At 60.0% G+C, this 7,507-nt stretch carries 8 protein-coding genes; 2 read left to right on the plus strand and 6 right to left on the minus strand.

Annotated elements, in window-relative coordinates; genetic code table 11:
• Positions 1–16 precede the first annotated feature (16 nt).
• The 3 genes from minE to minC all read right to left on the minus strand — a co-directional run bounded on the left by minE (position 17) and on the right by minC (position 1,990).
• Entirely contained in the window at positions 17–271 is a 255-nt protein-coding gene (minE, locus tag DBR24_RS30280) for a cell division topological specificity factor MinE (protein WP_003223146.1), read from the minus strand.
• Positions 271–1,083 carry a septum site-determining protein MinD gene (minD, locus tag DBR24_RS30285; RefSeq protein ID WP_096822931.1) on the minus strand — a complete coding sequence of 271 codons (813 nt, stop codon included), beginning with the start codon at positions 1,081–1,083 and terminating at the stop codon, positions 271–273. The genes minE and minD overlap by 1 nt, the downstream gene beginning before the upstream one ends.
• Positions 1,084–1,252: 169 nt before the next feature.
• Positions 1,253–1,990 carry a septum site-determining protein MinC gene (minC, locus tag DBR24_RS30290; RefSeq protein WP_038367080.1) on the minus strand — a complete coding sequence of 246 codons (738 nt, stop codon included), beginning with the start codon at positions 1,988–1,990 and terminating at the stop codon, positions 1,253–1,255.
• 117 nt (positions 1,991–2,107) lie between these two features.
• Here minC and DBR24_RS30295 point away from each other — a divergent pair, with 117 nt between their 5' ends.
• Both DBR24_RS30295 and DBR24_RS30300 read left to right on the plus strand, forming a co-directional pair.
• A complete protein-coding gene (locus tag DBR24_RS30295; RefSeq protein WP_128616518.1) occupies positions 2,108–3,040 on the plus strand; it encodes a lipid A biosynthesis lauroyl acyltransferase in 933 nt (310 codons plus the stop codon).
• Positions 3,041–3,076: 36 nt separating this feature from the next.
• Positions 3,077–4,249 (plus strand): patatin-like phospholipase family protein, encoded by a 1,173-nt coding sequence (locus DBR24_RS30300; RefSeq protein ID WP_123467417.1) that lies wholly within the window; start codon positions 3,077–3,079, stop codon positions 4,247–4,249.
• Between the two features lie 114 nt (positions 4,250–4,363).
• On the opposite strand, the gene DBR24_RS30305 is transcribed toward DBR24_RS30300, so the two are convergent.
• From DBR24_RS30305 to DBR24_RS30315, 3 genes are all read right to left on the minus strand, one after another.
• Positions 4,364–5,149: an outer membrane protein OmpK gene (locus DBR24_RS30305; protein WP_123467415.1), complete on the minus strand. Its 786-nt coding sequence runs from the start codon at positions 5,147–5,149 to the stop codon at positions 4,364–4,366.
• A gap of 372 nt (positions 5,150–5,521) precedes the next feature.
• Positions 5,522–6,307, minus strand: coding sequence for an outer membrane protein OmpK (locus DBR24_RS30310; RefSeq protein ID WP_128616519.1), 786 nt, complete (start codon positions 6,305–6,307; stop codon positions 5,522–5,524).
• A gap of 155 nt (positions 6,308–6,462) precedes the next feature.
• Positions 6,463–7,507 (minus strand): nucleobase:cation symporter-2 family protein (locus DBR24_RS30315; protein ID WP_256592012.1); only part of this gene is annotated, 1,045 nt, incomplete at its 5' end.

Raw genomic sequence — 7,507 nt, forward strand, 5'->3', positions numbered from 1 at the left:
TTCCTGCCGGATCGACTCAGCGATCAGGCAGGGTGATGTTGAGTTCCAGAATCGAGCAACTGCCCTGGCTTTCCAGTGCAACATGCACGTCATCGTTGCCGATGTTGACGTACTTGCGGATCACGTCGACCAGTTCCTTCTGCAAGGCTGGCAGGTAATCCGGCGTGCTGCGCTGGCCGCGCTCATGCGCCACGATGATCTGTAGACGCTCTTTCGCTACCGAGGCGGTACTTGGCTTTTTGTTGGCACGAAAGAAGTCAAAAAGGTTCATTACCTACCTCCAAACAGGCGCTCGAAGAATCCCTTCTTCTCGACATCGAGGAACCGGTGTGCTTTGTCTTTGCCCAGCAGGCGGTCGACGGTATCGCTATAAGCCTGGCCAGCATCGCTCTGGTCGTCGAGGATCACCGGTACGCCCTGGTTGGATGCCTTGAGCACCGCTTGGGACTCCGGGATCACGCCGAGCAGGGTTACCGAGAGGATTTCCTTGACGTCTTCAACGCCCAGCATCTCGCCTTTTTCAACACGCTCCGGGTGGTAGCGGGTGATCAGCAGGTGTTCCTTGATCGGGTCTTCGCCACGTTCGGCGCGGCGCGATTTGCTCGCCAGCAGGCCGAGCATGCGGTCCGAGTCACGTACCGAGGACACTTCCGGGTTGGTCACGACGATCGCTTCGTCAGCGAAGTACATGGCCAGGTGTGCGCCTTTCTCGATGCCCGCCGGGGAGTCGCAGACGACGAACTCGAATTGCTCCTTGAGCTCCATCAGGACTTTTTCCACGCCTTCGACGGTCAGCGCGTCTTTGTCGCGGGTCTGGCTGGCTGCCAGCACGTAAAGATTTTCCAGACGCTTGTCTTTGATCAGCGCCTGTTGCAGGTTGGCTTCGCCGTTGACCACGTTGACGAAGTCATACACCACGCGGCGTTCGCAACCCATGATCAGGTCAAGGTTACGCAGGCCCACGTCGAAGTCGACGATCACTGTTTTGTGGCCGCGCAGAGCGAGGCCGGTACCGATAGCGGCGCTGGTGGTGGTCTTACCCACACCACCCTTGCCGGATGTAACCACGAGAATCTTGGCCAAGGTGTTTCACCCCTAAGGAAGAAGGACTTTTTAGCCCCTGAAAAACATCTCTTGAAAACTACTGCAGTCGGACAGCCTTGGCTGGAATTCGGCTTTTGGCCTTTTTCCTACTTCGTTTGAGCCGTTTTCGCTACGTTTTAGAGATGCTTGGAAAATGCGGCAGTATCCGTTAAAGCCGAATGATGTTCAACACGTCGCCCGACAGGCTGACCTGTACGCCCGAGCCCCACATCGGATCACGACGCAAATCCTCGGAAACCTTGTAATGGCCTGCGATGGAGATCAGTTCAGCGCTCAATTGCTGACAGAAAATCCGTGCCTTGGTATCGCCCTTGACGCCGGCCAGCGCACGGCCACGCATCGGGCCGTATACATGGATGTTGCCATCGGCGAGAAGTTCCGCCCCCGGACTGACCGACGACACCACCACCAGATCGCCACCCTGGGCGTATATCTGTTGGCCACCACGTACTGGCGTGGTGATGACGCGGGTCGGTTTGATCGTCGGCTCTGGCGGTTTTTCCGGCTTCTTTTTGACTTCCGCTTCCGGGGTTTCCAGCGGCCGTTCACGGGCACCGGACGGCGGCAGTACGGGGATGTCGATGGCGATGGCCGCGGCAATGTCTTCGATACGGCTGGCGCGGATCGCCAGGGTGCGCAGGCCGTGCTGACGGCAAACGCGCATCAGCCCCGGCAGATCGACCGCGCCTTCGCTCGGCGGCAGTTTGTCCAGCGCCAGAACCAGCGGCGCGTTGCTGAAGAAATTCGGCGCCTGGGCGACTTTGGCGGCCAATTGCCGATCGAGGCTTTCGAGGTCGTTACGGGCCAGTTCCAGCACAGTAATGGCCAGCATGCTGCCCTTGAGCTGGAATACGGGATCTTGGTCTAACGGTTCGGTTTGGCTCATGTCGGCATACAACGGCTTGTCACTAAAAGTGCCGAGACTTATAACGAGAACGCCCGCAGGCCGCAAGCCGGGTCGAACGATGTAGAATGCGCGGCCACTGTATTTACGGAAGCTTTAATGGATCGCCCGCGTTTTCGAAAAACATTTCTTTCTCCACGCTTCTGGCCGCTCTGGTGCGGTCTGGGGCTTTTGTGGCTGATCGTGCAGCTGCCTTATCCGGTGTTGCTGACCATCGGTCGAGTTTTGGGCGCCTTGATGTATCGCGTGGCCGGCGACCGGCGGCGCATCGCCAAGCGCAATCTTGAGCTGTGCTTCCCGGAAAAATCCGCCGCCGAGCGCAAACGCCTGCTCAAGGAAAACTTCGCATCCACCGGCATCGCTTTTTTTGAAATGGCGATGAGCTGGTGGTGGTCGCGCGAGCGTCTGGCCAGGCTGGCCCACGTCGAGGGTCTGGAGCATCTGCAGAAGGCCCAGCGCGAAGGCAAAGGCGTGATCCTGATGGCGGCGCACTTCACCACGCTGGAGATCGGCGCGGCGCTGCTCGGCCAGCAACACACCATCGACGGCATGTACCGCGAACACAAGAATCCATTGTTCGACTTCGTTCAGCGTCGGGGTCGCGAGCGGCACAATCTCGATTCGCTGGCCGTGGAGCGCGACGATGTGCGTGGCATGCTCAAGCTGCTGCGCTCGGGACGGGCAATCTGGTACGCACCGGATCAGGACTACGGCGCCAAGCAAAGTATCTTCGTGCCGCTGTTCGGCATTCAGGCGGCGACCGTTACTGCGACGACGAAATTTGCCCGTCTGGGCAAGGCGCTGGTCGTGCCGTTCACTCAGGAACGTCTGGCCGATGGCAGCGGTTACCGCTTGGTGATTCATCCGCCGCTGGAAGACTTCCCCGGCGAGACCGAAGAAGCCGATTGCATCCGCATCAACCAGTGGGTGGAAAGTGCCCTGCGAGCCTGTCCCGAGCAATACCTGTGGGCACATCGCCGCTTCAAGAGCCGCCCGCCCGGCGAGCCGAAGCTGTACGCCAAACGCGGTTGATTGCCCCCATCCCTTCAAGCACCCCGGAGTGTTGCGATGAGCCCAGCTGAACCGGTTACAGGTTTGATTCTTTCCGGCGGCGGGGCTCGGGCGGCGTATCAGGTGGGCGTGCTGGCAGCGATTGCCGAGTTGCTGCCGTCGGGCGCGGACAATCCGTTTCCGGTGATCGTCGGCACCTCGGCCGGGGCGATCAATGCCGTCAGTCTGGCCAGCGGTGCCACTGACTTTCGCGCCGCCATCGAACGCCTCACTTTGTTCTGGCAAGGCTTTCGCAGTCATCGTGTGCTGCGTAGTGACTGGCCCGGCGTCATTCATCAGGCCAGTCGTTTTGTCAGCCACAGCCTGCTCGGCCTCGGTCGACAATTGCCGGTGGCGTTGCTCAACAGTTCGCCATTGCGCGATTTACTCGAAGAAAAACTGCACATGCCCGGCATCGCCGAATCCATCGCGCGCAAGCAATTGCATGCGGTGGCGGTGACGGCGTTCGGCTACGAGTCGGGGCAAGCCGTGACGTTCTATCAGGGCGGCGGCAAGATCGACGCCTGGCTGCGGCATCGGCGTATTGGCGTGCCGACCCAACTGACGGTGGAGCATCTGCTTGCCAGTTCGGCGATTCCGCTGTTGTTCGCGCCGGTCAAACTCGGCGATGAATATTTTGGTGATGGCGCGGTGCGCCAGTCCGCGCCGATCAGCCCGGCACTGCATCTGGGCGCGAGCCGGGTGCTGGTGGTGGGCGTCAGTGGCAACCCGCGCGGTTTCGATCCGCAGCAGCCGCTGGAGCGCGCCTACACCGGGCAACAGCCGACGCTGGCACAGATCGGCGGGCACATGCTCAACAGCACGTTTATTGACAGTCTGGAGAGCGATATCGAACTGCTGCAGCGTCTCAACCAGTTCAGCCATTTGATGCCCGAAGGCACGCCGACCCGTACGCTGGGCGTGGCGCCGGTGGAGGTGCTGGTGATTTCGCCGAGTCAGCCGATTGATGAGATCGCGGCGCGGCATCGTCAGGAATTGCCGGCGGCGTTGCGCCTGTTCTTGCGCGGACCGGGGGCGACCAAGACCAGTGGGGCAGGGGTGTTGAGTTATCTGCTGTTCGAGGCGGGGTATTGCAGCGAGCTGATTGACTTGGGACGGCGCGATGCGCTGGCCAAGCGCGAGGAGCTGTGCCGGTTTCTGGGGATCACCGAGGCGGTGGTTCCGGCCTGAAACCTGTGCTGAAGCCATTCGCGAGCAAGCTCGCTCCCACAGGAAATGTGTCGTTCACAAAATCCCTGTGGGAGCGAGCTTGCTCGCGAAGGCGTCCTTGCGGACGCCGCTGGATCAGAAGTGGAACTTCACCAGGAAGCTGGTCACGTTCTGATTGGTGGTGAATGCACGGGTGTCGTCGATCCCGTACTTGTCTTTCCAGTAGTCGTATTCAACACCGACGTAGAGCTGCTTCTCGCCGAAATTCAGCGCCTTGCCCAGGTCGTATTTGATCTGTGGGTTGAAGTGCAGGTTGGCGTGGTATTCGCCCTTGCTGTTGACGTCGTTGTCGACCACCCAGTCCATGAAACCATCGATCAGAATGTTCGAGTCGCCGACCGGGATGGTGTAGGACCACACCGGCGTAATCTGCCAGACGTTGTCACCCGGGCGCGAACCTTCGGTGTGACGCTGGTAGAAGTTCAACTGGAAGTAGTCGAAACCCGGGATCGCCAGGTCGAAGCCTGGGCCGATCAGGTAAGACTCGACATCGCCCTCACCGAACTCATAGGTCATCGCCAGCAACACGTCCTTGATCGGGCCGAACTCGATCTTCTGGTCGAGGATCTTGCCGAGCGACAGGCGCGGGCTGAACTCGCCGTAGTACGTGTTGTTGCCGACGCCGCCGTCCGGCTTGCCGTTGTAGAAGATCTTGTCGACGAACAGGAAGTTGTCCCCATACTTCCAGCCATCGGCGTGCTCGAAGGTAACGGTCTGCTGGATCGCCGGGTTGACCTTGAAGTCTTTGCCGTAGAGGTAGGTCAGGCTGTTGTTCTGCCATTGCAGCAGGCCGTCGGCCATGGCCTGGCCGCCGGCCAACATCGATCCCGCGAGCATCAGGCTGGTGCACATACGTTTCATTCGGTTGCTCCCAAAGTAGGTTCTACGTTTATTTTTTTTAAGATCGGCGCTCTGGTGTGGCACCTTTTTTCATTGCTGTAAAAGTCATCCGACCGGTCAGCTTTGATGCTGTTAGCAAGAGCTGAGCCAAGGCGTTCGAAAAGCAAAAAAACGCCCGATCGGCTGCTGAAAAACAGTCGATTGAGCGTGTTTTCGGGATGCCTCGGTACTGACCGGGGCCGGGATAAGTTGGCCCGCTGGTCAGGAATTAAATCCGGGCTTTTTTTTAGACCGAATTCAAGAGGCCGCGGAGAATACTGACTCCTCGGCCAGCTCTCAAGTGCCCCGCAACAGAGCACCGACGACAGGTATGGGGCACGGTTGCGGGCCATCTTAAAAGTGCACCTTCACCAGCAGGCTGGCGGTGTTCTGGTTGGTGTCGAAGTTGTGGCTGCTTTCAATGCCGTATTTATTCTTCCAATAGCTGTATTCGGTACCGACATACAGCTGCTTCTGACTCCAGCCCAAGGCCTTGCCCAGGTCGTACTTGATCTGCGGATTGATGTGCAGGTTGGCGTGGTAGGTGCCGCGCGAGTTCTCATCGTTGTCGACCACCCAGTCCAGATAGCCGTCGATCAGCACATCGGAATTGCCCAGGGGAAAGCTGTAGGACCAGCCGGGGGTGATCTGCCAGATGCCGTCGCCGGGGCGCGGGCCTTCGGTCTGGCGGCGGAAGATATTCAGGGTCACGTAGTTGAAGCCCGGCACCTTGAGGTCGAAACCGGGGCCGATCAGGTAGGCCTCGCTCTCGCCTTCGCCGTACTCGTAGGTCATCGCCAGCAGCACGTCCTTGATCGGGCCGAATTCGAGCTTGCGGTCGAAGATCTTGCCGAACGAGAAACGCGGGGTGAATTCGCCGTAGAAGGTATGCGGGCCTTTGTTGCGGTCTTCCTGGCCGTTGTAGAAAATTTTGTCGACGAACAGGAAGTTGTCGCCGTACTTCCACTTGTCAGCATGTTCGAACGTCACCGTCTGCTGGATCGACGGGTTGATCGCGAAGTTCTTGCCATACAGATAGCTCAGGCTGTTGGTCTGCCACAGCAGTAAATCGCCGGCCATGGCCTGACTCGCGGCCAGCAGGCCGCCACTCAACAGAACGTTGGTTTGCGTGCGAATCATCTGGTGCTCCCTCTTGTTTTTATTGTTTGAGGCGCAGAGCGGTTGCTTGCCCCCTGTGGGAGCGAGCTCGCTCGCGAAGAGGGCGTGTCAGTCGCCATCACTGTTGAATGACGCACCGCTTTCGCGCGCAAGCTCGCTCCCACAGGGTTATTTCGTTAGTGCTGGTGCGCGTGGCAGTCGTTGATCGCCGCGCGCTCTTTGCCGCCAAGGATGTTGAACAGCAGGTTCAGCGTCAGCGCGCTGAGCGTGGCCATGGCGATCCCGCTGTGGGTGATCGGGCTCATCCACATTGGCAGGTGGGCGAAGAACTCCGGACGCACCACCGGGATCAGGCCCATGCCGATGCTCACCGCCACCAGCAGTTGGTTGCGACGGTCGCCGATGTCGGCTTCCTGGAGGATCTTGATGCCGGTTGCGGCAACCATGCCGAACATCGCAATCGCTGCGCCGCCCAACACCGCCGGTGGAATCGACGCGACGAGGAACGCGGCTTTCGGCAGCAGGCTCAACACGATCAGCAGGCCGCCGGCAACGATGGTTACCGAGCGGCAGCGCACGCCGGTCATCTGCACCAGGCCGATGTTCTGCGCGAACGAGGAGTGGGTGAAGGTGTTGAAGAAACCGGCGACGAACGAGGCGCCGGCATCGCACAGCAGGCCGCGACGCAGCATCCGTGGGCAGACTTCCTGGCCGGTGATCTTGCCCAGCGCCAGAAACATCCCGGTGGACTCGACGAAGATGATCACCACCACCAGGCACATCGACAGGATCGGCGCGAGTTCGAATTTCGGCATGCCGAAATGCAGCGGGGTGACGAACTGAATCCATGGCGCGTTGGCCATGCCGCTCAGATCGACCATGCCGAGCGCGCCGCACAGCACGTAGCCGATGCACATGCCGATCAGCACGGAAATGTTGACCCAGAAACCGCGCATGAAACGGTGGATCAGCAGAATGGTCGCCAGCACCAGTGCGGCGATGGCCAGGTAAATCGGTGAACCGAATTGCGCCGCAGCGGCCCCGCCACCGGCCCAGTTCACGGCCACGGGGAACAGCGACAAACCGATCGAGGTGATGACCGTGCCGGTCACCAGCGGCGGGAAGAAGCGCACGACCTTGGACATGAAAGGCGCAATGAGCATGCCGAAGAAACCGGCGGCGATCGTCGCACCGAAGATGCCTTGCAGGCCGATACCGGGC

It is taken from the genome of Pseudomonas sp. HMWF006 (assembly GCF_003061205.1).
GTDB lineage: Bacteria > Pseudomonadota > Gammaproteobacteria > Pseudomonadales > Pseudomonadaceae > Aquipseudomonas > Aquipseudomonas monsensis.

Coding starts and splice junctions, on each gene's coding strand:
- minE (WP_003223146.1), bottom strand. CDS start 271: ATGAACCTTTTTGACTTCTTTCGTGCCAACAAAAAGCCAAGTACCGCC.
- minC (WP_038367080.1), bottom strand. CDS start 1,990: ATGAGCCAAACCGAACCGTTAGACCAAGATCCCGTATTCCAGCTCAAG.
- DBR24_RS30295 (WP_128616518.1), top strand. CDS start 2,108: ATGGATCGCCCGCGTTTTCGAAAAACATTTCTTTCTCCACGCTTCTGG.
- DBR24_RS30300 (WP_123467417.1), top strand. CDS start 3,077: ATGAGCCCAGCTGAACCGGTTACAGGTTTGATTCTTTCCGGCGGCGGG.
- DBR24_RS30305 (WP_123467415.1), bottom strand. CDS start 5,149: ATGAAACGTATGTGCACCAGCCTGATGCTCGCGGGATCGATGTTGGCC.
- DBR24_RS30310 (WP_128616519.1), bottom strand. CDS start 6,307: ATGATTCGCACGCAAACCAACGTTCTGTTGAGTGGCGGCCTGCTGGCC.